The organism is Criblamydia sequanensis CRIB-18, assembly GCF_000750955.1.
GTDB classification, from domain to species: Bacteria; Chlamydiota; Chlamydiia; order Chlamydiales; family Criblamydiaceae; genus Criblamydia; species Criblamydia sequanensis.
Map to the genome: position 1 here is coordinate 137,297 of NZ_CCEJ010000005.1, position 24,393 is coordinate 161,689.

The 24,393-nt window shown below is 36.6% G+C and carries 27 protein-coding genes and 1 other RNA gene; 10 read left to right on the forward strand and 18 right to left on the reverse strand.

Features of this window, described 5'->3' with window-relative positions; all coding sequences use genetic code 11:
* Nucleotides 1–124 precede the first annotated feature (124 nt).
* Nucleotides 125–522, forward strand: a transfer-messenger RNA (tmRNA) gene (gene ssrA, locus CSEC_RS13005).
* Nucleotides 523–1,475: 953 nt separating this feature from the next.
* Complete coding sequence (locus tag CSEC_RS06530) at nucleotides 1,476–1,952, forward strand: GNAT family N-acetyltransferase (protein WP_041017646.1); 477 nt, start codon at nucleotides 1,476–1,478, stop codon at nucleotides 1,950–1,952.
* Between the two features lie 112 nt (nucleotides 1,953–2,064).
* On the opposite strand, the gene CSEC_RS06535 is transcribed toward CSEC_RS06530, so the two are convergent.
* Nucleotides 2,065–3,222: an FAD-dependent monooxygenase gene (locus CSEC_RS06535; RefSeq protein ID WP_161780974.1), complete on the reverse strand. Its 1,158-nt coding sequence runs from the start codon at nucleotides 3,220–3,222 to the stop codon at nucleotides 2,065–2,067.
* 215 nt (nucleotides 3,223–3,437) lie between these two features.
* Here CSEC_RS06535 and CSEC_RS06540 point away from each other — a divergent pair, with 215 nt between their 5' ends.
* Both CSEC_RS06540 and CSEC_RS06545 read left to right on the forward strand, forming a co-directional pair.
* On the forward strand, nucleotides 3,438–4,037 hold the full coding sequence (locus CSEC_RS06540) for a TetR/AcrR family transcriptional regulator (RefSeq protein ID WP_041017647.1): 600 nt from the start codon (nucleotides 3,438–3,440) through the stop codon (nucleotides 4,035–4,037).
* Between the two features lie 651 nt (nucleotides 4,038–4,688).
* The gene (locus CSEC_RS06545; RefSeq protein WP_154017645.1) at nucleotides 4,689–4,901 is read left to right on the forward strand and encodes a hypothetical protein; all 213 of its coding nucleotides are present in this window, start codon (nucleotides 4,689–4,691) and stop codon (nucleotides 4,899–4,901) included.
* Between the two features lie 300 nt (nucleotides 4,902–5,201).
* On the opposite strand, the gene CSEC_RS06550 is transcribed toward CSEC_RS06545, so the two are convergent.
* The 7 genes from CSEC_RS06550 to CSEC_RS06580 all read right to left on the reverse strand — a co-directional run bounded on the left by CSEC_RS06550 (nucleotide 5,202) and on the right by CSEC_RS06580 (nucleotide 11,386).
* Nucleotides 5,202–5,669: an SET domain-containing protein gene (locus CSEC_RS06550; RefSeq protein ID WP_041017649.1), complete on the reverse strand. Its 468-nt coding sequence runs from the start codon at nucleotides 5,667–5,669 to the stop codon at nucleotides 5,202–5,204.
* A 130-nt stretch (nucleotides 5,670–5,799) separates the two neighbouring features.
* Nucleotides 5,800–6,663, reverse strand: coding sequence for a nucleoside phosphorylase-I family protein (locus CSEC_RS06555; RefSeq protein WP_041017650.1), 864 nt, complete (start codon nucleotides 6,661–6,663; stop codon nucleotides 5,800–5,802).
* A gap of 264 nt (nucleotides 6,664–6,927) precedes the next feature.
* Nucleotides 6,928–7,524, reverse strand: coding sequence for a peptide deformylase (locus tag CSEC_RS12700; RefSeq protein WP_161780971.1), 597 nt, complete (start codon nucleotides 7,522–7,524; stop codon nucleotides 6,928–6,930).
* A 73-nt stretch (nucleotides 7,525–7,597) separates the two neighbouring features.
* Nucleotides 7,598–9,151 (reverse strand): FAD-dependent oxidoreductase, encoded by a 1,554-nt coding sequence (locus CSEC_RS06565; protein ID WP_154017647.1) that lies wholly within the window; start codon nucleotides 9,149–9,151, stop codon nucleotides 7,598–7,600.
* A gap of 186 nt (nucleotides 9,152–9,337) precedes the next feature.
* On the reverse strand, nucleotides 9,338–10,168 hold the full coding sequence (locus CSEC_RS12705; RefSeq protein ID WP_053331853.1) for a class I SAM-dependent methyltransferase: 831 nt from the start codon (nucleotides 10,166–10,168) through the stop codon (nucleotides 9,338–9,340).
* Nucleotides 10,169–10,338: 170 nt separating this feature from the next.
* Nucleotides 10,339–10,800, reverse strand: a complete 462-nt coding sequence (locus CSEC_RS06575; protein WP_053331854.1) for a MarR family winged helix-turn-helix transcriptional regulator — start codon at nucleotides 10,798–10,800, stop codon at nucleotides 10,339–10,341.
* A 214-nt stretch (nucleotides 10,801–11,014) separates the two neighbouring features.
* Nucleotides 11,015–11,386 (reverse strand): VOC family protein, encoded by a 372-nt coding sequence (locus CSEC_RS06580; RefSeq protein WP_041017652.1) that lies wholly within the window; start codon nucleotides 11,384–11,386, stop codon nucleotides 11,015–11,017.
* Nucleotides 11,387–11,538: 152 nt separating this feature from the next.
* Between CSEC_RS06580 and CSEC_RS06585 the strand changes: the two genes are divergently transcribed.
* The 5 genes from CSEC_RS06585 (at nucleotide 11,539) to CSEC_RS13420 (ending at nucleotide 14,170) form a co-directional block, all read left to right on the forward strand.
* Nucleotides 11,539–12,318: a hypothetical protein gene (locus CSEC_RS06585; protein WP_041017653.1), complete on the forward strand. Its 780-nt coding sequence runs from the start codon at nucleotides 11,539–11,541 to the stop codon at nucleotides 12,316–12,318.
* Between the two features lie 2 nt (nucleotides 12,319–12,320).
* Complete coding sequence (locus CSEC_RS06590) at nucleotides 12,321–12,791, forward strand: GNAT family N-acetyltransferase (RefSeq protein ID WP_053331855.1); 471 nt, start codon at nucleotides 12,321–12,323, stop codon at nucleotides 12,789–12,791.
* Nucleotides 12,792–12,942: 151 nt separating this feature from the next.
* Nucleotides 12,943–13,329 (forward strand): VOC family protein, encoded by a 387-nt coding sequence (locus CSEC_RS06595; protein ID WP_041017736.1) that lies wholly within the window; start codon nucleotides 12,943–12,945, stop codon nucleotides 13,327–13,329.
* 10 nt (nucleotides 13,330–13,339) lie between these two features.
* Entirely contained in the window at nucleotides 13,340–13,762 is a 423-nt protein-coding gene (locus tag CSEC_RS06600) for an OsmC family protein (RefSeq protein ID WP_041017654.1), read from the forward strand.
* 9 nt (nucleotides 13,763–13,771) lie between these two features.
* On the forward strand, nucleotides 13,772–14,170 hold the full coding sequence (locus tag CSEC_RS13420) for a chorismate mutase (RefSeq protein WP_041017655.1): 399 nt from the start codon (nucleotides 13,772–13,774) through the stop codon (nucleotides 14,168–14,170).
* 10 nt (nucleotides 14,171–14,180) lie between these two features.
* Here the strand turns inward: CSEC_RS13420 and CSEC_RS06610 are convergent, their stop codons facing one another.
* The 6 genes from CSEC_RS06610 to CSEC_RS06635 form a co-directional block, all read right to left on the reverse strand.
* Entirely contained in the window at nucleotides 14,181–15,470 is a 1,290-nt protein-coding gene (locus tag CSEC_RS06610) for an F-box-like domain-containing protein (protein WP_041017656.1), read from the reverse strand.
* On the reverse strand, nucleotides 15,458–16,750 hold the full coding sequence (locus tag CSEC_RS06615) for an F-box-like domain-containing protein (RefSeq protein ID WP_041017657.1): 1,293 nt from the start codon (nucleotides 16,748–16,750) through the stop codon (nucleotides 15,458–15,460). Before CSEC_RS06615 ends, CSEC_RS06610 begins: the two co-directional genes overlap by 13 nt.
* Before the next feature lie 16 nt (nucleotides 16,751–16,766).
* Nucleotides 16,767–18,065 carry an F-box-like domain-containing protein gene (locus CSEC_RS06620; protein WP_041017658.1) on the reverse strand — a complete coding sequence of 433 codons (1,299 nt, stop codon included), beginning with the start codon at nucleotides 18,063–18,065 and terminating at the stop codon, nucleotides 16,767–16,769.
* A 7-nt stretch (nucleotides 18,066–18,072) separates the two neighbouring features.
* The gene (locus tag CSEC_RS06625) at nucleotides 18,073–18,504 is read right to left on the reverse strand and encodes a class I SAM-dependent methyltransferase (RefSeq protein WP_053331856.1); all 432 of its coding nucleotides are present in this window, start codon (nucleotides 18,502–18,504) and stop codon (nucleotides 18,073–18,075) included.
* A gap of 51 nt (nucleotides 18,505–18,555) precedes the next feature.
* Nucleotides 18,556–19,206 carry a methyl-accepting chemotaxis protein gene (locus CSEC_RS06630; RefSeq protein ID WP_041017659.1) on the reverse strand — a complete coding sequence of 217 codons (651 nt, stop codon included), beginning with the start codon at nucleotides 19,204–19,206 and terminating at the stop codon, nucleotides 18,556–18,558.
* 123 nt (nucleotides 19,207–19,329) lie between these two features.
* The gene (locus CSEC_RS06635; protein ID WP_041017660.1) at nucleotides 19,330–20,007 is read right to left on the reverse strand and encodes an LA_2272 family surface repeat-containing protein; all 678 of its coding nucleotides are present in this window, start codon (nucleotides 20,005–20,007) and stop codon (nucleotides 19,330–19,332) included.
* Nucleotides 20,008–20,117: 110 nt separating this feature from the next.
* On the opposite strand from CSEC_RS06635, the gene CSEC_RS06640 reads away from it, so the two are divergent.
* Complete coding sequence (locus CSEC_RS06640) at nucleotides 20,118–20,525, forward strand: acyl-CoA thioesterase (protein WP_041017661.1); 408 nt, start codon at nucleotides 20,118–20,120, stop codon at nucleotides 20,523–20,525.
* Here the strand turns inward: CSEC_RS06640 and CSEC_RS06645 are convergent.
* The 4 genes from CSEC_RS06645 to CSEC_RS06660 all read right to left on the reverse strand — a co-directional run bounded on the left by CSEC_RS06645 (nucleotide 20,522) and on the right by CSEC_RS06660 (nucleotide 24,357).
* Complete coding sequence (locus CSEC_RS06645) at nucleotides 20,522–20,947, reverse strand: iron dependent repressor, metal binding and dimerization domain protein (RefSeq protein ID WP_041017662.1); 426 nt, start codon at nucleotides 20,945–20,947, stop codon at nucleotides 20,522–20,524. The two genes, CSEC_RS06640 and CSEC_RS06645, sit on opposite strands and share 4 nt — an antisense overlap.
* Entirely contained in the window at nucleotides 20,931–22,034 is a 1,104-nt protein-coding gene (locus CSEC_RS06650) for a hypothetical protein (protein WP_041017663.1), read from the reverse strand. Before CSEC_RS06650 ends, CSEC_RS06645 begins: the two co-directional genes overlap by 17 nt.
* Before the next feature lie 105 nt (nucleotides 22,035–22,139).
* Nucleotides 22,140–23,084 (reverse strand): hypothetical protein, encoded by a 945-nt coding sequence (locus CSEC_RS06655; protein WP_041017664.1) that lies wholly within the window; start codon nucleotides 23,082–23,084, stop codon nucleotides 22,140–22,142.
* Between the two features lie 337 nt (nucleotides 23,085–23,421).
* On the reverse strand, nucleotides 23,422–24,357 hold the full coding sequence (locus CSEC_RS06660) for a hypothetical protein (RefSeq protein ID WP_041017665.1): 936 nt from the start codon (nucleotides 24,355–24,357) through the stop codon (nucleotides 23,422–23,424).
* Nucleotides 24,358–24,393 lie beyond the last annotated feature (36 nt).

The window sequence follows — 24,393 nt, forward strand, 5'->3', positions numbered from 1 at the left end:
TGTCATCATTTCATGCAAATACTTCAAATTATTCACCGGCTTAGATCTTATCCCCCTATAAGATCCCTATTGAGTAATAATTTTGTCTCTCTGTATAATTAAGGTATCAAAAAGTCCCGTTTTTGGGGGTGTACTGGTTTCGACTAGGAAATCAAGTATTGATTGCATGCAGAGGGAGTCGGTTGGCCTCTTTAAAAAACCGGCAAAGCAATAAATGCTAAAGAAGACAAAGTACTCTCAGTTAATTTTGCTGAGGCAGTAGCAGCATAAGCTTTAATTAGCTTCATCTGCTCCGGACGCTTAAAATTCACCAAGGGTTTTAGGCTGCGCCGTTATTTTACTTGGTATGACTTTAGGAGGCTTAAAGCTTTCAGCCGTCTTGGAGTCGAGATCTAATGAAAGCTGGCTCTTTCTTTTTGCCGCATCTTCATAGGGAAAGGGTTCTATTAAAAGATGCTAAGCATGTAGTGGTTAATATGTAGTTTGCTTAGGACGAGAGTTCGATTCTCTCCACCTCCATTAAAACAAGGGGCTTCAGTTTTATGACTGAAGCCTTTTGTTTTTAGTGACATATAGCACGAAATTCAAGTCGAAAAATCTAGCTGCGTAAAGCTCACTTACGCAAATTTTACGCACTAGACTGCATGAAAGTACAGTAAAACTCTCTTGGTTTTTGGGATTTTTATGCTATACTGTCGTGAAAAGAAAAAGAAATTAAGCCCAACCTATCTATGAAAAATACTTACCCAAAAAAGTTTGCACTGATTGGCCTTCCAGGAAGTTGAAAGTCTACATTTGCCTCCAAGCTTGGCAAAATCTTAGATATCCCAGTTCATCACCTGGACCGACATATGTTCGAGCCTGGGGGGAAGAAAAGGAGTAAGAATTCATAGAAACTCAAAAGGCTATGCTGGAGAAAAAGCCTGGATCGTAGAGGGATGTTCATTTTCGACTATTGAAATGAGATTTGCTAAAGCTGACGTTCTAATATATTTCCACTTTTCCCAATTTGTCTGTTTCTGGAGGTTTTTCAAAAGGTTGTTTAACTATAAAAGAATTTTGGAGGCTTACGGGCCATCAACTGGGAACTCTTGAAGTACACCTGGAACTTTGATAAAAAAAAAGAGACCGAATTGAAGAGCTCAGAGAAAAATATCCTCAGACTGATTTTCTTATTTTCAGAAATCAAAAAGATGCAGATCTTTTCTTAAAGCAGAGCACTAATTTTATAGAACGAGAGCATACGTTAGAGCTAATTAATGAATCAAATTCTCATATTTTCGATGAGTTAGCTCAGGATTACGAAGATGAATTTTCCCTCACTTCGGGAAAAAAGAAAAATCAAGATGGAAAATACTCGATAGACGTCGGTTGGCGTTTTCCAAATCTCGGCTACTATTGGAAAGAAGGCTCAAAGATAATTGGCTTTTCTATAAAAGGTCCATCTTGAAACAAGGGCGGAAAGAAACAAAATTATGAAAAAAGAAATTGCTGTAAGAGATTATCGTCCAGAGGATGTTCAGGCTTTGGCAAACATCTTTTTCAATACAATCCACAAGATTAACATTCAACACTACACAGAAGAGCAAGTAGATGTTTGGGCGCCTACCTCAAGTTTAGAAACGGAAGGATGGGCAAAAAAATTCCCTAGGACTAAGCCCATTGTCGCCACTTTCAGAGACGAGATCGTTGGATTTGCTGAATTCGAGCCAAACGGCCATATCGATTGCTTTTATTGTCATCACGAGTGGATTGGGAAAGGCGTTGGATCAGCTCTTATGAAAGAAATCCTTCAAAGAGCGAAAAACAGTCATATCCACCTCATTTTTGCTGAAGTTAGCATCAACGCAAAGCCATTTTTTGAAAAATGGGGATTCAGAATCGTAACTCAACAAACGATCGTTAGAAAGGACGTTGAGCTAACAAATTTCAAAATGGAACGAACAGTCTAACCTTTCTTTTTCTCTTATGTGACTTTTGTGACACCTCTGACTCATTGAGGAGAGGCGTCACATTCGGGGTTTATCGTCACAAATAGGAAGGCATGCATATTTGTCTTTACGATTATCTTACTTCTGCGGCTGGGATTGTTGGTTCCAAGGTCAACCTATTAGCAACATCCTTCATTTGCTTTTTTCCCATTTCATTGAAGTATTGGATAATTCTTTTTGGCAAAATTCTCATTAAATAGAGTTGAATCTTCATACGTATTGAAGACTGTGTGAAAGCTTGTTGATTATTTTCGGCAAGATCTTGCGAAGCTTCAACGAGATTTCTCATGGCTTTTTCATAACTTTCAAAAGCAAGGGCATAATCTCCATTCGACTCGTCAATTTCTCTTGCTAAAACATAAGCTCCAATCATAGCAAGGCTTGTTCCCATTGCTTGAACCGAATGAGCGGCATCTCCAATAAGCGCGACCCGTCCTTTAGACCAACAGGGCATTCTGACCTGGGCGATGGAATTGAAATAGCAATCGTTACTCTCTTTCATTAGAGAAACAAGGAGAGGAACTTCCCAACCTAAACCTTGAAACTCGTTTTCAAATATCGCTTTTAAATTATCAACAGAAAGCGCCACGTCCTCAGATTTAAACACAAGACATGCATAAGAATGATTTCCTACTGCATAAGCTGTAGCTAGTTTTCCACTATCAAAATAAACAATTTCGCAACGCTCGAGTTCAAAAATATTTGGGATGGGGAAGACGCAAAATTGAATACCATATCTCTTTAGAAATGTTGCATCTTCTCCAAAAGCCAATCGTCTCACATTCGAGTATTGTCCATCTGCCCCCACCACAATATCAAACTCTCTCGGTTCCATCTGTTCAAAATGAACCATCTTTCCATCTATATTTGTGATGGAATCACCGTAAATGATTTCAATCTCACCCACTTTTTTAGACAAGATTTGAGCAAGATCCCATCGATTAATTTCTATTTCTCCTTCTGAAGAGTGCCCTAAAATATCTCCATCAAAATCAAAGACCTTCTGACCAGAAGACACAAATTTAGAGCACACGAGATTCACGTTAGCTTCTAAGAGATCTTCATAAATCCCCATTCTTTTTGCCACCTCAAGAGCTGTGCCACGCACGTCAACTTTGTAACCACCCCCTCTCACATAAGGATATTTTTCGATAATAGTTGGAGAAAAACCTCGCTGTTTTAACCAGTAGGCCAGTGTAAAACCCGCAATTCCAGCACCCGATATAAGAATTTTTTTATCTTCATCATTACTGCCTTACCGTATATTTCTGTTTGTGCCTCTAAAGAGGCTAAGTTCATAATTGGAAATGCAGCCAAAACAAATGCGAAAAATTTCTTTATGAGCATACTTGCCTTTCCCATGAAAATAATCAATTAATCGTCAGTATCATAACACTTGACCGACCGTCGGTCAAGTGTTATGATACACTACAAAAGGATGAACCCATGACAAAGCCTATAAATCGAAAGAACGAGATTCTTAAAGTGGCTCGAAACCTATTCTTAACCAAGGATTATGATAAAGCAACCATGGGAGACATCATGGATGCCTTAGAAATTGCCAAAGGCACTATATATCATTATTTTAGGTCTAAGGAAGCCCTGTTTGAGGCAGTCATCGAAGATATAGTTGAAGAAAATATTAAGCACATGAGGACTTTGGTAAAGAATACCCCAAAGAATGCCTTAGAAAAAATCCAACTTCTGGTGAATGCGGGAAATATTTCCCAAGAGAACGAAAAGATACTAGAGCAGCTTCACAAACCTGCTAACGACGCTTTGCATAGCCGACTCCTTGCAGCTACTTTGATGAAACAGGCTCCTCTATATGCAGAAATAATCCAACAAGGTTGCGCTGAGGGAATTTTCAAAACAGAAGTTCCTCTCGAATGCGCAGAGTTTATCCTTTCAGCAATTCAATTTCTTACAGATATGGGAATTTATCCTTGGACAGAACAAGATTTGAAACGACGCATGCAAGCTTTTCCGATATTAATTGAACGGCTGTTACAAGCCCCGCCTGGATCTTTTCAATTTCTTGTTTGATTCTTTCGATAAATAATAGAGGTCTCTCTGTTTAGGACGATTTCCCTAAATATGAATAAGTACCGCTTCTATTTAAGGAGCAAACCCCTCTCTGTTTTTCTAAGGTGCTCGTTCCATCACCTGGGAGTCCTATTAACTTTCTGAGAGGCAGTCAATACACTTGGGATCTTGATTCTGCTCAAATCAAAAGTTCTGAGTGAGTCTCTCCACCTCCAAATCACTTCTTTTATACAACAAAAACTTTAGATGAGCTCTTCAGATTTCCGAGTTCGTTTTGCAGGTAAACCTGTCTGGTTTACCAAAAAGCGATCTCGTAAAGATAAGAGTTTCGCTAAAGTTTTTTGTCTATAAAAGAGGGATTTGGGGGTGGAAACCTCCAATTTTTTCCTTTGTACAATGATAATCTTTATAAGCTTTCCCGATTCACTTTGTTGGTAAACCTATCCGTTTACCAAAAGCGATCTCGTGAAGATGATCCGGCTTTTTCTTGCCTGTAACTCGAAACTTCTCTTTACGTAAATGGAGCAAAATGTCACCTAATACAATCGAAAAAATTCAAGCTACCTTCCTAAAAGAACGCACTGAGCTATTTAAAGGAGATTAAAGAAAAAAATCGTAACTTCCAGGTAAAAGTGGCTTTATCGGTAAATCATGAACTCGTCAATTTTAATGAAAATAAGCTCCAAAATCCATCTCAAGCATAAAGGTGAAGGAGGGGAAGCTGAAACGATTGAAAATCTAGTAAAGGACTCAAGTCTTCTTTTCCAAATAGAAGGGCTTCTCTTCGACAATATCAAATTCAGGGTTCAATTCGCAAAGGAGTATCCAGAATTTGCAATTAGCCAACAGGTTTTAAAGTGGTAGGATTTCTCAAATTCTACATGCAAAGGACTTTTGAATAGGTTTAGGAATGTACCAACGATTTCTTTATAAAAATAGTCGGCGAGGTCTTCTCTCATCCCTAAAATTCCACAATTTCAGATCCTGTTTCTTGAAATATCTTCTAAAGTCGAGAAATTTTATATATGTTGATGCACTTAAATTTCTGAATAAGAGAATGTTGAGCCATCCTAATGAAATCGACTTGATCTGCTTATCCGTGTTGCCCTTAGGTGCGCTTTTCCTAGCTTGTCTATAATTAGAACCCAAGGGAGTTTTCGAATTTTAATTCTTACTTTTTTCTCTTGGGTTGCTATCAGAATTTTTATAGAACGATTCTTTTAAGTGTTCCGGTTCATTAAGTTGAGCATAATCTATCAGCAGCTCTTCACCAGCTTTGATGTCTTTCACTGCAATCCAAAGTTCTTCTTTGATTTCTACTATATTAGGATCATTCGAATGATTTAAGAACCAATCCACTTCCATTCTATCGAATCTCTCAGGTCCTCTGACTCGATCTTCTGAAAAAAATTGACAGTATTTTCTTAATTCAACTGGAAGGCTATTTAATTCATACCATCTATAGTTGAGATCGGAAAAAACCCTTGTGCCTTTTGGAATATCATGAGTTGCAAAAACTCCAATGCCATGAATAGGTGATGGCTTTAAAACTGCTGAAAATTCAGACCATTCTTCTGCCGCACAATGACAAACGGTTATCGTAAAAAAAATCAAATGTATCAGGACATGCATTTTGAACTCCGTGTTTTTATATCGCATAGGACAATAGTAATCTTGCGAAGGCTTAAAAAGAAATTTTTTTTGGAGTCAAAAATTCTGAATGATCTCGCCACTATAAAAAAAGAGCCGCTATTATTTCTCTCTATATATTGAGAAGCGCATCCAACACGTAATTGAAGAATATTTCTTCTTCCACTTTTCTTGCTTCTTGATAATTTTCACCTTCATACGAACTTAGTTTTGGACTTTCTTTTTTCACCGTTTGCAAAATAGTAGCTGCATGTAGTCCGAAATCCTTGGCCACACGGAACAAAACCGCAGTCTCCATATCAAAACTGGCAGTTTTTGGATGCCTTTTAAGTTCTTGCAAGATAGCTTGTAAACGTTCAGCCCTCTCACTTGAAAATTTATCAGGAGAACGAAGGCCGTGATAGTTCTCAAGATGATGACAAATCCTCATCTCGTAATTAATCTTTTTTGATACAGCAGTTGAAATTAGGGAGCTAACAATTTCAGTGGATGCGTTGATGGATTGCCCCCACTCTTCCGTCGGCACTCCACTTTGCAGATTAAATCCATATAGATTATCCGCTTCATCTACAATTTTCACAAGGTAGGCATCTGATTCTGGAGGTAATTTAACATCATCTGAACCATAGCGAATAATGTACTTAGCTCCTGCTACAAAAAGTTCTGTAAAAAGAAGGCCTGAGCCGCTACCGACAGGAGCACATGCTATAAAAATCTTCTCATCTTTGTAATTGCCGATAACAACAAACGATCCCCAAGAACATTTGTGGATCTCAGAATCGTCTAGATTTTCGGAAAGTCTAAAAGCTCGTTCATAATTTGAACAAACGATTCCTTTTTCCGGGACGGGGTACTTAACAAATAGACAATCTTCTAAAGTAAGGAAGATTTGTTTACAGGTTGTTTCATTTGCCCCTAAGCGCATGGTTATCGGTAGGCCTAAAACTATGGCAAAAGTCAGAAAAAGAACTCTCATTAAGTAAACCTATGAAATTTATTCACGCGATCTTATAGAAAAAGCTACAACTTTTCAAACCAAACCTTTTACATGTATTTTCAAATTCACTCACTTCATCCAAGAGAGCCTCCTCTCTCGCCTCTATTGTCTTCCTATCGCGAAGCGATATGACCGCAGGTCTTGCCAAGAGAGCCTCCCTTTTTAGAAACTTTATATTTTTCAAGGAAATCACAATTGATATCGAAGTCGCCTATTCTAGAAGTCGGGAAAATGCAGTGATTCTTAATTTGGCCTTTTATAGCTGATCGAGTCATCTTTTTTAACCTGTTGCATAAAATCCAACATCTCTTCCCTGCTTGTGAAATCCATGACAACAGCATCTTCTCTATCGATGTTTTCAATACCTTGCAAGTGGTCATATTCGTGCTGAAAAACCTTAGCGGCAAAGCCTTCTAGAGTTTTCTCTACTCTTTCCCCCTCCACATTCAAATACTGAACTTTAATTGTTTCATAGCGAGGAATTTTTGCAAGCTTCCAACAATTATTACTCAACATGACTGAAAAACAACCCTCCCATCCTTCAATTTTAGCATCTCCCAAGGGAGTATAGGAGGGATTGATCACTCCTTCAAGGTTGCTTGGATCACGATCAAAACTAAATATAAATATAGATTTACTAAGGCCAATCTGAGGAGCCGCCAAGCCGGCAGCCGGCAAATAAGGCTTTAGAGCCAAAAATAACTGCTCTACAATTTCTCTAGCCAAAGGCAATTGATCGACTTGTAATTCCTCTGTTTTTTCTTTTAAGATATGCTGTAAAGGACTATCTATTGTGACAATCTTCACATGATCTGCAAAATTCCGGTTAAACAACGACATAAGCACTCCCAAAAAAGAAAATAGTTTCAAATTCATAAAGCAACCTCGATTATCATATTCACGTGATCCTCAATCACTTCAGCCAGGAAAAGCTTGCTCTTTCGCCTTTATCGTCTTCTGATCGCCAAGCAATATGACCGTCAGGTCTTACGAGCACAGCGCCTTTTTTAGAGATTTGATATTTTTCAAGGAAATCTCGATGGATATCGACATAGTTTCCATTCTCGCCAATTGTAATCACTTTACAAGGGAAAGATTGATACTCTTTTTGCCAAAAAACAGCTTCAGGATGGCATACTAATACAAATTCATTAAGGTATAAATCCAGGATGGATTTTTGTCTATTTTCAAGAGAAATCCAGCAATGAGGAGCCCGAGCCCCTATTTTAGTTGTTGGTTTAAAGGCCCCTTGCGTGTTTTGATAGTCATGGCCATACACAAATCCTAAATCTAAAAGAATATTATTAATATGGTTCGCTTGATCTTTTAAAGCTTCTTCAAAAGAGCCAAGATCCCCTTGAGCTAAAGCGGCAAAAATTCTTTCAAATCTTTTAGCGTTATTTCGACTCCAAAAAGTATTTGTCTTGGCAATTTGATGACGTTCCACAAAATAGGACTCTAAAAGTGAATCTTCTGCTCGCCCTTTAATAACCATAGCCAGCTTCCAAGCAAGGTTATGAGCATCCTGGATACCTGTATTCATGCCAAAGCCACCGGTTGGCGGAAGACGGTGAGCTGAATCCCCTGCAAAAAATACTCGTCCCACTCGGTATTGTTTTGCAATCAAAGCCGCCATGGTCCAAAAAGCCTTATTAATAAAACGGACCTCAACTTTAGGGTCATTAATCAGCTTTTTAACAAACTCTAGACAAAAGTCATCTGTAAAAGCTTCTTTAGTTAGATTTCGATTGGGGTCTAACCTTATTCCCACAAGCCATTTTTTTTGACAGTCTTTAGATAAAATGAAAGTCCCTCGAAGGTCTGGCCTTGTAAACATAAAACTTGCGCTTTTGCGATTCTTTACGTACTCATCTAAATTCATTTCGCAGTAGATATTACAAAATGAACCTAGATCCTCCTCCCCTTCCATTTCGACATTGAATATTTTTCTTAAAGGACTATTCGCGCCATCGGCAGCAATTAAATAATCAGCTGTTAATATCTCTTTCTTTTGAGTTTCTCGATCAAGAATTTCTATAGTGACTTTATCGCTGTCTTGCAACGCATGGATCATTTCTGTATTAAATCGCAAATCAATCAAAGGTTGATTCTTTGCTTTGTTAAATAATTCTTGCTCCAAGTGGTCTTGGGAGATAATAGCGTTTTGTGTGGGACTATATTGACTATAGTCCAAAGTCATTGGAACGCGAGTAATTTCCTTTCCTTGGAAATCTTCTATCCAAGTAAAGCGATAGGCTTCTCTTGGCATTTGATATTGTTTTAACTGCTCTTCTAACCCCATAGAGCGGAATAATTCCATGGATCTGCCATTCACACCACGAGCTTTCGGGTGATTGGTCGTCGTCTTATGTTTTTCAATTAAGAGGGATTTAATCCCTTGGTTTGCCAAGCAAAGGGCAAGAGATAAACCGACAGGGCCGCCGCCAATAATGATGACTTTATGCATAGGAGCCTCAAAACTTATTATTAAATCGCTTAGATAGAAAGGTTTCAAAGAACTTAAAACCAAAATAATAACAGATTTTAAGGCCTTAAGAAAAGAACCAATTATCTTCTCTTTTCGAAAAAAGGTCTCTTTTTGAAAGTTTCGGAGCCGACTTCGTCATAAATCGATCACTTTAAAATATTTACTTTACTTTAGAGCGATGACTTCTATCTTACGATGTTTTATGGAAATCACCCCGTTTTTGGGCGGGTTATTTAAAAGCATTTCGCTTGCGATATCGTCAATAAATTGCTCTTGATTTTCTGTCTCTAAGTGATCAATAAAATTAACAAGTGGCTTAATCCAAGCAATAAGCTCATCTTTATCTTTAAAAACTGTCCAGCTTTCACTCTCTTGGATGGATTGGATTTGAAGCCCTGCCAAAGAAAGCAGTTCTTTATACTCTGCAACTGTAAAATAGACTCTTTGTTTATTAAAAAACGGAAAAAACTTGGCCCATTTCTCTGACTGCGCTAATTTTTCTGAAAGGCTTGCTAAATTGTTCTCCGCTTTTCCCGGAATAACAAGCAACATCTTCCCATTTTCTTTTAAGGCTTCTTTCATGGAAAGCAAAGCTTGATTTTGATCTAAAACCCAATGAAGAGCTAAAAACGAGACTAACTTATCAAATTGGTTTTTAAAGGGAATATCGATAGCATCGCCTTGGGTAAAGGCTAGATTGGCCTCTTTAAATTGAGAAGAGGCTTTCTCTATCATTTGTTTAGAAATATCTAATCCTACCACCAATCCCCTTGGGACCTTGCTAGAGATTAGCGCTGTGATTTTTCCATCTCCGCATCCGACATCTAAAACCTGATCTTCCTCATCAAAATCAAACCGGTTTAAACTATCCAAAGCCCATTCCCACTGAAGAGCTGAGTTTTTAAGATAGTCCTCCGCAAGTTCGATACCTACGCCGCCCTGTAAAAAAGATGGAACCCATAAAGCAATAAACAATCCAAACAATAATCTAGACATTATTCCATCCTTTTTAATTTGAGCTAAACTTAAGTATTATTGTGGAGAAATTTATGGAATCACTTAGGCAAGAAGAAGACGATTAAAGAAAAGCTCCCCTATTGCTTCAAAAAGTGTTGACATAGGGCTGCTAAGCAAACCAATCTATTCCATCCCTTTATTATGTTAATTTAATTTTTGATCAATTTATTAAAGATTCGAATCAGAGATTCGATTTCATTTGATGTTAGGGAATGAAAAAATTGAGCGTCTTTTTCTTCAACGATCGGCAAGGCTTCTCTTATTTTTTCTTGGCCTTTTAAAGTTAATAAAGGGTTTTTGACTCTCGCATCGGATGATTTTTGCCTCTTGATAAGCCCTTTTTTCTCAAGCCCTTTTATAATTTGGGAAACGGTATTTGGGTCTAGACCTGCCATTTTGCCAACAAGGGCTTGCGTCACAAGCTCGCCTTTTCTTGTAAGCCATCCAAGGGTTGCTAAAATGACAAATTGAGGGTGGGTCAAATCCAAGGATTTTAGTTTAGCTTCTATTGACCCTCTCCAGGCAGTGCTTACATGCCACAAAAGAAACCCAAGACTTCTCCCAGGGGTGTCATGAACACTAATTTCTTTAAAATTTAAACTTTTTTTCATGGCTTTTCCATCTCCCGAATAATAACTTTAAAATCCAGTTGATTGATTTCAAAGCAGGTCTATTCTAAAGGAAAAGCTCCATTTATTTTTATCTTTTATGAAAATGAAATGACCGAATAGCGTTTTTATAGGAAGTCTTTGGCTTCTTAATCACAAACCCGCCTAAGTCATTTTCATAACTCTTCGAAGACAAGCCCAAAATATCGTAAAAGCATTATATTTCTTCTCGGAGTTTATAGACACGGATTCGATGACCATCAGGGTCTTGAATAACAAAAGTGCGTCCAAAATCCATATCACATGGTTTTTGAAGGACCGTGACCTCTTTTTTACCCCATTCTTCATAAAGGGCATCAACTTCTATAGCAGGAAAACCTATTTCTTGCGCTCCGGCACAAGCCTCGACTTTAGGCTCTGCTGTAAATTTAGACCATAAACCTAGCATGACTCCATTTTGCAAAGCAAAAAGAGAGAAGGTGGGTGACTCTTCAATCGGTGATAAATTGAAAAGGTTTTGATAAAAGGCACTGCTTTTAAGAGGATTTTCAACAAAAAGAAGGATAAATCCTAAACTTGGGTTAAACATAAAAGTCTCCAGGTGGAATATTTTCACTAAATTATACGTATACGTACTAATTTACTTCAACTTTATTCTAAAAAGGCCTTTGATCCGGTCTTTTCTTGAAAATAACTTATTTATCCTCTATCAAATACGTTTTACTAAAGTTAGAGGCTCTAATGAAAAGAACTATTTGTCTATTTGCGATTCTTTTGACGCATCATCTTTCAGGTTACTTTCACTTTGGGGCAGGATTCAGTTGGAATACGATTGATGAGATCTATGATTCCACCCTCATCACTGATGCAGATAGAAGCGGGCAAGATAAATATGAGGCTAGCAGAAATCGACTCGCTCCCTTTCTTGAGATAAGCTATCAAATGCCTGTTTGTAAAGACTGGCTTTTTGGGGTTTTGGCAGATTGGAAGTACCTTAATTATGAAACCCTAAATGTCAATAGCAGCCGCGGACAAATTCTGCCCAATGCTACATTTTCCAGCATTAACATATTTGGAGATAACGTACTTCGTGATTTCACCTCCAAAACATCACTCATAAATGAATTTAAGTTTCTTGGCTACTTAGGGAAGCAGTTGATAAAAGGATACGCCTATATTGGCATAGGTCCCGTTTTATATAACGCAACCAATCGCATCTATGTTTCTTCGGTTCATATTCCAAATGGAGTGGGCGATCATCTTATATCTACTTCAGCTACAAGCAATAAAACCATTTGGGGCGGCGCTCTTCGATTAGGTTATCAACTCTGTTTTAACCCCAATTTTTTTGTAAATTTGGGTTATGGCTACTCAGAAACCGGTAGAAATCGCTTTAACAATACTGTAAATGCCGCTATTTTAAATGGCGCCGATGAACCTGGTCCCACTACTTTATTTTTAAAGCGTAAAATAAAGGTTCGGGCTCAAGAACTTTTATTTTCTGTAAATCTATTGTTTTAATTATGAGAATCTCGCCCCTATCAGATCATATGCACTTCTTTAACGAAGTTGTAGATATGAAGTTTCAAGCCTTTTCCTATTTAACAGGAGAAGAAACGATTGAAGATTATCGTAATCGTCAAAAAGATTACGTTACGGACAACCTTTTGCCAAGGGCTTATATAGTTCTTAATGATAGTCAGGAGCTAATCGGCACCTTTGCTTTAAAGAAAAAAGATTTTAAGCATCGGCTTGATCTCACTCCCTGGCTTGGCAGCGTCGTGGTTTCAATCAAACATAGGCGTCAAGGAGTCGGGCGCTTTATTGTTTCAGAAGCAGAACGTTTAGCAAGAAACATGGGCTATAAAGAACTTTATCTCTTTACCCCCGATCAAGAAGCTTGGTATTCAAAACAAGGTTGGAACCTTTTAGAACGCTCTAAACCTAATAAATTTGTCTTTAGCGTAATGTCCAAGAAAATTACTCTTCCTTAAGGCAATCATTATGGAATTTCAGCAAAATTTTGGGCTTTCTCTGAATCAAACATTAAAACTGCTTTAAAAAATTCTTAATAGTTTTTATTTGCTTAAGAAAGCGAAAATCGGGTATTCCTTTTGAGATTTTTCTAAGAACGAGAGGATGTTTATGGATAGACCGAAAACCGGTGATATTTGTTGGAATGAACTCTGCACCCCAAATGCAAAAGCTGCAAAAGACTTTTATGGAAAAGTATTTGGCTGGAAATTCGAAGATCACGATTCAGGCGACACTACCTATAGCATGATCAAATCCAATGGAAAAGAATTCGGCGGGATTTGGAGCATTCCTAAAAACATGGAAAACCAAATTCCTCCTCACTGGATGGCTTATATATTAGTAGAAAATTTAGAAGAGGCTCTAAGCAAAGCTGAAACTAATGGAGCCACTACCATGAAGCCTCCAACAACTGTCGGAGATATGGGAAGATTTGCCATTATTGTGGATCCAACCGGGGCCCATATAGCCTTATGGCAACCTTTTATACAAAAATAAAGGACTCACTATGCTAAGAAAAGCCATAGCCATCTGGGAAGGTAATTTAAAAGAAGGACAAGGAAACCTGTCTACTGAAAGCGGAGTTTTAAGTCATACTCCCTATTCCTTTAAAACAAGATTTGAAAGCGGTAATGGTACAAATCCGGAAGAGCTTTTAGCGGCCGCGCACGCTGGCTGTTTTGCTATGGCGCTCTCTAATGAACTCTCAAAAGTTGGCATCACACCAAAAAAACTTCAGGTAAGTTGCGGTATTTCTCTTGAAAGTGGTAAAGATGGCTTCTCGATCTCAAAAAGTCATCTAGACCTTGTTGCAACAATACCCGGAGTAGATAAGGCAAAATTTGATTCAGCTGTAAAAGCGGCAAAGGAAGGATGCCCTGTATCCAAACTTTTCAAAGCTGAAATCACTCTTTCCTCTCAGCTTGAGTGAGGTTAACTTATGTCAATACCCCCATGGCTAGTTTTATTTCTAGCCATCTCATTTTCTGCACAAGCCGTTTTTTCAGCCGAAGACAATTTAAGCCGCTATTATGAAATTGCAGAACAAACTTGCTTTGACATAGGTGATATCCGAAGGGAAATGGATCGCGTTAACCGTGAGATTCTAAAACTTATGACAGAAAGAACGGCTTATGTAAAAAGAGCCGGCGATTTAAAGTCTCAAACAACAAAAATTGCAGATGATCGTGGAAGAGTCAAAGATCAGGAAAGGAAGATTATCGATTTATCTTTGGAGCTTGAGCTGCCCTTAGAGATAAGCTTGCCTACTTTTCGAGAGCTTATGGAAACTTCCATCAAGTTTCAACAAAGACACATCGACGAGCTTCTTTCACAATAGAATTATGCCCTCACAATTTGACGAGAGTGTTTAAATCCCAAACATATTCGGAATGCTTGGAAAAGCCGATGATTTGGGAATTCAATTTTTTTAAAGATAAGATACAGTCATTAAAAACAGTCTTCTTGGAAACTCTTTTTCGGGTTAACAAATTATAAACGGTGAGGTTGCAGCTTTTAATCTCCCCTTTATGAAAGTTCTCTTTTTGAACTAAACTGACAAGCACGTATTGACGAACCTTAGTTAAGCAACTAACAAAACCGGGAATTTGAATTATTCCCATATTTTTTAAATAATTCTTTATTTTAAAGATTTTGATTTCTGAGTTAAAGAAAGGGGCTATTGTATTTTTATCCGGAAAAAAAATTTCCTTATTAACTACATGGGAGATAATAAGAACGCTGCCAAAAATTTCGGCAGACACAGGAAAATGTTTAGAGAAATAGTTCAAATCTAACTTAATCTCATGAATTACTTTTGAAGATTTTTTTAAATCCCATAAACTTAAAAATTCCTCATCAAAGGAAACGATTTTCGTACGATATGAAAACAGTTGCCATATAGGGGCTATTCGCTTAGTTGCGACGCTAGCAATCACCTTATTTAATTTTAAATCGACACTATAAATCAGTCCATTATTGGTCCCGGCAATCAAGTACTTTTGATTATAGGCAAGACTGCATATACCCTTTAGATCTTTAATTCTATCAATCGGTTTTAATCGTTTCGAGCTAAAAAGATAAACTCGTCCATAAGACTCGGAAGCTGCTATAAATTTTCCGCATTTAACAACCGTCTGAATATTTGTAGCATCTTCAGAAGCGCTTTCTTGAGATATTTTTGTAGAAGGAGCCGCGAACTTTACATTATTTTTATTTTGAAGAAAGATTCTTTGTTGAGGGCTATCTTTTAAAACTACCACACCAATAAGTTTTTTCTTATTTGTGATTGAAATACGACTTGGTTCTATAAACTTGAATGGTAACTCTTTTTTTATAGGATCAATAGTAAAAGCTGCTCTAATTCTTAACCGCAAAAAATAATTCTCTTTAGAAAATTGATGGTTTTTAGAGAGTTTTAGGGAGGGAAAATCTCTTTTGGATCTTTCCTGCCAAAGAGCGGAACTTAACCATGACCAGGATCTTGAAACGGAGCTTGCGGCAAGAAGCTCCAGGGACCCTAACCTATAAAAAATTTGGAGAAGCAATTCAATTGGAAGGGCCATTAAAGGATCGCAAGTTTGGGAAACCACCAAGGTATTTGCAGATGAGAATTCCTTTTGCTTTACTAAAGATGCCATACAAATTTAACATTTCTTGAAAAACCAACCAATCGACTTCCCATTCTGTTCAGGGCAATCAAACATCGGTCTAATTTTTTTTTATAAATAAACTTTTTATTTCTAAGATTAACAATTGAGATTAAACAGCCTTTGTCGTCCCAAAGCGAGTGATAATTTTGCTTTTTAAGAATGCTCACTACCAAAAAATTATTAATTAACTCCAAACAGGTGACAAAACCCGAAAAAGAAAATTCTTTTTTTATGGAAAAATTTTCCAGAGAATATATAACCACCCTGGATTCATACTTAAACTTATGCCTCTCCTCTTCAGATGACAAGACAAAAGCTTTTGAAATAACAGCTGTTATGATCACATTCCCGACAATTTTACAAATAGATGAAAAATGTTTGTAGCAAGAGGGATTGCCTTTTATGGTTCTTAAAAGAGTGAGGTTAACATCCCAAACTTTAATCCACTGCTCAGAATCTACGGTAATAATTTTATCCTCATAGAGAAATAGGTGCGTAAGTTTGACTTTTTCTTCCGTTACAAGACACTCTCTTTCTATTTTTAATTCTTTATAATCAATAATAAAGACAGACCCTCTACTTGTGCCTGCATAGATTTTTTCTTTTGCACAGTCCAAACAAATTATCTTATCTTTCAAGCCTTCTATCTCTTTAACAAAGTAGAGGTTATTCTTTAGATAAAGATAGATTTTAGAGTAAGCGCCCACCATGATCATATCTTTATAGACATTCAAAGATTCAATATCGGTCGGGTCATAATTTTGAATGTTGTCTTTTAGAAAAATTAGCGTTGAAACTTTAGGAATTTTATAAAAGGGTTTTTCCAAATCAAATTCATCTCCATAGACGAATTGATCCTGTCGATCTTGCCCAACCCTTACGACCCCTAATATTTTCCCAAGAGGGGTGACAAAAGGTCCCTTTCTTTGCATTTTAAAAACAAACGGAAGTTCTGTCTTTTCCGGTGGGCACGAAAGAGCTTTTTTTGGATTTAAGCAAAAAAATTTTTTCTTCGAAGGTTCATATCCAACGCTTTTGGATAGAGTTAGCGGAAATTCTTTTTGACTAAGAATCCTCCAAAGAAGACTGCCCGAGCTTAAAACTTTCCACGAATGAGAAACTAAACCGGTACTTAATAAATCTTTAAGGCTTAGCTTAAGAAAAATTTGGAGCTGCAGTTCAAGGGGAATGGCTGAGATAAAGTCTTCACTTAAATTCTGGTCGTTATTTTCTCTTTGCAGAAGGCTTATCGAATCAACTTTTTCCATTGAAAGTATCAGTTTTTTATAAATCCCATGTGTAACTCAAACTATTTGTCAGACCAATTAACTGCGACCCTACTTTTTTTAAGGCAATCAATGTGTTTTTTAAGGAAATTTTAAAAGCTATTTTTTCATTTTTTAAATCAAAGATAATGAGTTTACCCCCTACATTTTCCCAGGAATCATAGTAATTTGCCTGCTTTACCATAAAAAAAACTAAATTATTATTAATAAATTCATAACAAGTAATAAAACCTAAAATTTTGAATTCTTTCAAAATTTTTTTACTTTCTAGGGATCTAATTAAAATAAGGGATTTATAACTAAAGTTAATCGCGTCAGGTTTTCTATAAGAGCTTATAATTGAGCTTGAAAAGAGCTTTTTATCAGAAATTGATAAAAGCTCAGGATAGCGAAGCGGACCTTTTTCTTTGAAACAACAGTCAGCTGTTTCAAGAAGGTTAAAAGATTTAGGATCCCAGACTTTTATCACTCGATTAAAATCATAGGTAATTACTTTATTTCCGTAGGCAAATACATGCGTAATAGACACTCTTGAGGCCTGTTGCTTTTTTATCACCTTTTTTAAATCGGTATCGATAAAAAAAATTTTTCCAGAATCATTCCCGGCAATAAGGTACTTCTCAGAGGATGCCAAGCAGGTCACTCTAGTTCCAAAATCATTTATTTTCGTATAAAACGCAAATGTCTCCTTATCAAAAATATGAATTGAAGAGTGCGTCGAAGCTATAATAAAATTTTTATGATAAATCAGGCTTTCTATATCGGTTGGGTTGTAGCAAAAAAAAGGGGGGTCATTGACAGAAAAAATGATATTCGTAGGTTCCTCTAATTTAAAAAAATTAGGGTTTGCAAGCTCTTTTACGCTTTCATAGAGAACTCTGTCTTGAAAATCGATTGGAAACTGAGCCACCCCAAGAACCTTGCCTTCTTCACTAATAGATACGGGGTATTTATTCTTAAAAATAAAGGGAAGCGTTTGAATGACAGGTTCATGTTTTAAAGATAATAGAGCGTAAAAATTTAAATGGATCTCTTTTGAAAATAAATGATCTCGTCTGACAATCTCAAATGCCCTTGGAAATTCATTTTTACATTTGATTCTCCAAATCATTGCATCCTGTGTTATATCCCTCCAGGTTTTTGAAACTAAAGAGCCGGTAATTATTGATTTTACATCCATCATTATGAAAAGATGAAGTGCAATTTCAAAAGGAAGCAACGATACTATGTCCTTGTTTTCATAAGGGACATCTTCTTGATTTGAAATCCTATTATTTGACGCTTCTTCAACACTCATAAAACGTTTATTTGGTTGCAATAGCTACCATACGCCTCGATTGAGGGGTCAACCGCTGATCGTTAAAATCATCATAAAAGAAAATTTCTTTAAATCCGGCTTTTTCTAGCAAATCCCTAACTTCTGAAGGATTATAAAAACGAACGCAATAATTTGAGACTTTTGTAATTTGATCTTTAAGCTCTAGAGCCCTCTTTTTTGCTAAATTTAAGAAGACAGTCGAGCTATCGATTCCGGTAACCCTATGTCCCATTTGGCTTAAACGATTAGCATGCCTGCCATGGCCGCAAGCTAAATCCAATATTTGCTTAGGTTCATTTAAGTTCGTTTTTTGAGCTAAAAATTGAATTTCTCTTTGCAACCTCTCTTCAGTTAATAAAGGCTCATAAAAATAAAGATAATCCTCATCAAAGATCTCTTTGAAATCAAAATGGGCCATCTTTCCCTACAATTTGAGGTTTTTAAGAAATTAGAAAAATCTAATTTTGGATTAGTTTCTTATACTTCTAATTCTTCGACTAATATTCCAAAGAAGCAAGATGATAATCAATAAAGAAAAAAGTAAAAATCCGATGATTCCTGAAGCTATAAATATAATCGCAGAAAAAGGGTTGGGTGAATCTTTACCAAAATCGGAAACGGTTCCGGTTAGTCCCTGAATCAATTTTATATTAGCTTCAATCGCTTTATTGCTCTCTTCAACCAACACCTTATTTTCCTTTAAAGCCCGGGATGTCGCATGAATAAGTTCTGTATTTTCGATAATCGCTTCATTTGCATTAAAAAGACTTTGATTATTGGCATGAATGGCTTGATTACTTTCCTCAACAAGTCTTTTATTCATCTGCAAAGATTCAGAAGTATTATTAAGAAGCTCTGTATTTTTAATAATCCCTTGGTTTGAATGAAGAAGGATATGATAGTTCTCAAGGATAGCTTGTGAGCTTTCTTCGACCACATTTCGGTTGTTTTCAATTGCCATGGCGCTTGAATTCACCGCATCTTGGTTAATATAGATGGACTCCGTGTTTTCCAAAATGGCTGCTCTATTGCTTTTAATAGCCTCTGTTGTACTCCGCATTTCCTTAACGATTCCGCAAGAAACAAGACTCGCACAAAAAAATAATAGAGGGATTCGCATAACAGCCTTTCATTTGGGACTATTTTGGAAAAGATTTAACAAATTAAAAATTTATTTACTACAATGATAAGGAAATTGAAGAAAGAGAACTTAACGTGATTCAAGTTAAGTTCTCTAGAAAAATTAGAAGCTGAAATTAAGGATGGGAAGGGCTTTAACAATTTGACGGTTGGTTTGAATATTGAGCAATCCAATTTGCACACCCTTTAAAGAATCGGTGTAGTTCACAAGTCCGAATTGCAAGCCTGTGACATCATGGGAAACATTTATTAAGCCAAGTTGAACCCCGGTCATTGCTCCGGCATAATTAAATGCCCCCGCTCCAAAACCGCAAAAAGCTTGATCCGTCACATTAATAAAACCGTCTTGAATCCCGACAAAATTACCCGCAACACGGTTGACAAGCGATCTTTGAAAACCTTTAAAATCACCTCTAACTACATTGAAAACACCCATTTGAACGCCTGAAAAATCACCGGTCACGTAGTTCACAAGGCCGCCTTCATAGCCTTTTACATCGCCATAGGTGACGTTTACTAAACCAAGATCAAGGCCGGTTACGCCTCTATTTTGTCCGTAAATTAAATTGAATCGCAACCCTTCAACAGTAAATTCCTTTGGAGAAGTTTGGACAGGAGTAAATAAAGAGAGTTGGAAAGGAGTGGAGGGAGTAAAAGCCGGAATTTCTTCAAAAGGGCAACACTCTTCTTGAAAACATTCATTCATTTCATATTCATTAGCAGCAGCAAAATTGGTTGCACAAAAAAGGACAGTCGCAAGTAATGTATTAATATGTTTCATTATTCACCTAAGTTTAGTTTTAGGATGAATATTGTTTCTTAACTAGATACAAAATGTCAATCTCAAATATTTTTTAAAATATCAAAAAAACTATAAAGTTATTTTATAATATGAAAAATAAAATTTACAATTATCCCATCCTCATTAAGGAAACCTATCTCGACCTTTACGGCCATGTGAATAATGCCACCTATTTAACTCTTTTTGAGGAAGCGAGATGGGACTTTATCAATCGAAATGGTTATGGGTTTAATGAAATTAAAAAAACCGGGCTCGGACCTATTATTTTAGAGATTTCCATTCGCTATCTAAAAGAACTCAGATTAAGAGAGGAAATTATCATTCAGACGACTACCCTATCTTATGATAAAAAAATTGGTAAACTTGAGCAAAAAATGATTCGAGGAAAAGAAGAATGCTGCATTGCAAGCTTTACTATCGGGCTTTTTAATTTGAAAGAGCGGAAGCTTGTCTTACCAACAAAAGAATGGCTTAATGCCATCGGAATAGAGCCTTAAGATTTTTCTAAATATTTTTCTAAATGGGCTTGTAAAACTTTTTGCGTGGTTTCGCTGACATGATGTTCCATTCCCTCCACATCTATTCTTGCGATTTCTTCAGGCACGCCTAAAGTCGTTAAATATTTAAAAAGAAAAAGGTGTCTCTTTCTTATGGAAGATGCTAAAGCTTCTCCTTCTTTTGTGAGTGTGATGCTACTACTCTCTTCAGAATTCAAAAGACCTTTTTTCTCAAGTCTTTTAAGGGTTCTTATAACAGTGACGTGAGAGACACCCATTTGCGAGGCAATATCGCAAACTCTTGCCTTATCGTTAACAGCGAGTAAATCTGAAATAATTTCCACATAGTCCTCAGCTATCTCAAAATCGTGATGGGCTCTTGTAGCAATAAAGGGTTCCGCCCGATCATACTTCTTCTTCATAAAATTTATCTTTTTTTTCAGTCTTGATCACTTTAATGTTACAATCTCTTCTAAATTTGGTGAAATAACATTTATTGTTGGACGATTCCTCTTCCCACATTATTTCAAGATGTTTTTTTACATTTTTATCGGTAATTTTGATGTTTTTTGTTTCGTCTTCATAATTGCTTCTTAGATTGGCAAAATCCGCTTCATAAATAATGGACCAAAGATTTAGTAGAATGGCGAAAGCAATAAGTTCAAGAGCGTTAAAAGGCCACTCCCCAAAATGGCCGACATCCGTTAGAGATTCTCTATGATAGAAAAGCTCGGTGCCAAGGCCAATTTCCCCAACATAGGAGCAAAGTGCCGATATTAATAAAAAAATAGGGACAGCAACGCCAATAACTAAGGACGTAGCCACTCTCCATCCGCCGCCTGATTGATAAAGAGCTTTTTCACCTTGATAGAAACGTGAAAAATATCTTTTTACACTGGTTTCTCTCTCTTCTCTTTTTTTTATTCTTATAAATACTTCTTCAAGTTTTCTATCGAAATAAAGACCACCCTTCTTTTTAGCTTTCATCTCCTTTGTTAAGTTAAGAACGACCAAACGGCGAGACGCTAAGCTTTTTGAAAAGAGACAAATGCCGCTATACTTTTTTAAATAATCATGGATGGCTAAATAAAGTTTCTCGATAAATTTTGGATTGTTCCTGATTTTTTCCTCATTTTCTTTAATCCATTTTCTTGAAAGAGCCTCTATTCTTAAGTACTCCCCTTCATGCATTAACTGTTTGAAGAATTGATCAAGAGCCATTAAGGAAAGTAAGTTTAATGCGCTCCATCCTCCAATATCTCCAAAAGGACGCAAACGAACCACCGGTGTTTCATCCTCAGCTATTTCTTTAAAAGATCGAATCACCCCTTCTCCGCAAAAAACGGCTACACCCCCTGCATAAACCGTTCCAAAAAAGGAAGCGATGGCCATGGCTAAAGAAAATAAGGGTCGTTCTTTCCCTAAAGCTGCCATAGAAAGGCAAAACCGAGAGGGAAAGTAACGGGCTTTTGTTTCAGAATGAATAGTATCGATAAAGTTTGTGATCATGGTTTCACCGTTTGTAGCTTATGCTACAAAACTTGTAGCTCATGCTACAAATTAAAAACAAGAAAATCCTTACTACTTGATATGAAACTCCATTTTTAGAAGTCCTTAGGAGGTTAATTTTTCTTTAAATTTGAGGTATTTGGCTTGCAAACTCTCGTTTGGTGTTTGAGTAAAAAAAGCTAAAAAATCAAAGTTTGCTTGAGACAAAAGATGAAATAGTGAGGTCTCACTCTCTTCAAAAAAAACTTCTTCGATTTTTTCAAATAAGTGGGAAACAAAATAATTCACAGATCTCTTTTTTTCAGCCTTGGGGTATTCGTGAAGGTCCATTAGGATGGATAGAATAAATTTGGCATGATAAGGCTTATATTCCCGCCATTCTCGCCAGCCGAACTGAAATTTTTTTGTTTTCTTCGAATCTTCCGGGTTAAGCTTTTCTTTAGCAAAAAGAACCTTGAGGCGATGCCCTTCTTGTTTATAAAGCTCCTGCAAAGTCATTTTTTCAATCAGCTCTTTACAGCGGTATCTTTGGCAAAACTCTTCTAATGAATCGATAGAACCCGGGTCTTCTTTAATTGCCTCATAGGCTAAAATAAGTAGCGATGGGTCTAATTTTTTGAATGGGATGAGATCAATCAATTGTTCTTGTTTTATCCAAGCTTTTAATAAAGTTTTTTTATTCTCTTCTTGAGTTAAACTTTTCCAAAAATCAACGCTTGTAATTAGCTTCTCAGCCTTTGGCAAATCGTTTTTAATCAGATAAAGGACTTCTTGCACTCGCTTAAATTCATTTGAATTTTGCGAGGTTAAATTGTGAAATATAAAAGCGGTAATAGAAGCTCCTATCGAAAAAGAGCTTGCCATAACTAAAACTTGCACCGAGAAACAAATTCCGGAAACAAACGTTATTAAATTTATGCCAAAAAAGATAGCTATCGCAAGCTGATACACTTTAGACAAAGCGGGTGCTTGTAGGCCTTGCGACTCTTTAGGTAAAATAGAATTAGCTACAGCGAGATGGCTAGGAAAGGAAGGAGAAGAGAGTTGCATTGATTAAACCTTATCAAATTATGATAAAGTTTAAAAATACACTCTCTATCTTGTCAAAGAAAGCTTATTTTATGAATTTGCCCTTGCACTTTCTTTTAGAAATTCATTGTACGTTTGTTTCCCTTCGTCCTTTTGATTCCGACAGTCTTCTTTAGCCTATTTGAACGCTGCCGCATACAAAAGTCTAATTAGATTGGCTTTCTTCTTAGGAAGAGCCATCTACAAGACCTTCTTTAGAGAGGGATGAAACTTACATAAAACATTAAACCTTATTAGATTAAGGAAATATTTTATGCTTATTTTCATTCTTGTTAAACTTTAGTCTTTAGATTAGAAACTACTGACCTCTTTGAGAGTTCATTCTTAAATAATAAGCTCCATATTTCAAGGCTAAAGAACGGTTATTTGTCTGCTTTACAAATTCAGCAAAATCAAACTTGGTTATATACAAGAGATTGAACAAACTAATTTCCTTGTCCTCTATCAAATTGATGTGGCCTATTTTTTTAAATAAGTTCGAGACAAAATGATTAACGGATTCTCTCTTGCTTTCGTCAGCAAAATTTTTTGAATCCAGTAAGATGCAAAGTATGAATTTAGCATGGAAATCCTTAAATTCTTGCCATCGCTCCCAATCAAGTTTGGTGTCCTGGTCCTTTGCAAAAAGCGCTTTAACGTTTAACCCTTCCTGAACATAAAGCTCCTGCAAGGTCATTTTTTCAATCAGCTCTAGGCATCGATACCGTTGGCAAAAAGCTTTCAAATCTCCAAGATCCGGGCTTTCTTTAATAACTTCATAAGCTAAAACAAGAATCGAGGGGTTTAATTTCTCAAAAGGGATTTCTTCCAGCGATTTCCCTTGGCCAAGCCATGCTCTGATGACAGCTTTTTTATCTTCGTCCTTACTTAAACCATTCCAAAAAGAAATACTTTTAATAGAGGATTGAGCCCCGGTGGTATTACTATTAATCTGGTCTAAGAACTCTTCTGCTTTATTCACATTTTTTGGAGTCTGGGAAGAGGAAGACAAAGAGAAATTAAAAACTAAGGCTGCGGCAGAAATTGCGCTTGAAAATGAGCCTATAATTATTAAAGCTTGTAGGGATAAATAAACTCCGGCTGCTAAAAGAGCTGTGCTTAAGACTACAAAAATAGCTAAAGCCAATTTATTAACTCTTGCGGGAGGAGTATTTGGAAAGGAAGCAGCTCCCTTTGGTAAAGAAGAATTATCGACAGGAGCTTGTAGGTTTGAAAGAGGGGCTTGAACTTGCATAAAACATTAAACCTTATAAAATTAAGGCAATACTTT